This is a genomic window from Brevibacterium rongguiense, assembly GCF_009857845.1.
GTDB classification, from domain to species: Bacteria; Actinomycetota; Actinomycetes; order Actinomycetales; family Brevibacteriaceae; genus Brevibacterium; species Brevibacterium rongguiense.
In genome coordinates, this window is record NZ_WWEQ01000139.1 from 1 (window position 1) to 433 (window position 433).

At 67.4% G+C, this 433-nt stretch carries 1 protein-coding gene; it reads left to right on the forward strand.

All coding sequences use genetic code 11. The features are described 5' to 3' along the window. Positions 1-433: DDE-type integrase/transposase/recombinase (locus GSY69_RS13875; RefSeq protein WP_160954407.1), on the forward strand; the 433-nt coding region annotated here is incomplete at both ends.

Here is a 433-nt window from a genome sequence, read left to right on the forward strand (position 1 = left end):
AATTACGGCGTGTATGGCCACCGCAAGATGTGGCACGCGATGCGCCGCCAGGGCTGGATGATCGGACGCGACCAGACCGCCCGGCTCATGAGAGTCGCTGGGCTGCACGGTGTTCGGCGCGGGCGTCGCCCGTTCACGACCGTCGCGTCGAAGCTGCCCGATCACCGCCCGGACCTGGTCGAGCGTGACTTCCACGCGTTGGCGCCGAACGAGCTGTGGGTGGCGGACATCACGTACGTGCGCACCGTCGGTGGGTTCGCGTACACGGCGTTCATCACCGATGCGTGCACAAGGAAGATCGTCGGTTGGTCGGTCGCGTCGTCGCTGACGACGCAGGCGTTGCCGATGATCGCGTTGCAGCAGGCGATCACCACGACCCCGGCGGCGCGTCAGAGCGGACGGCTCGTGCATCACAGCGACCGCGGAGTCCAGT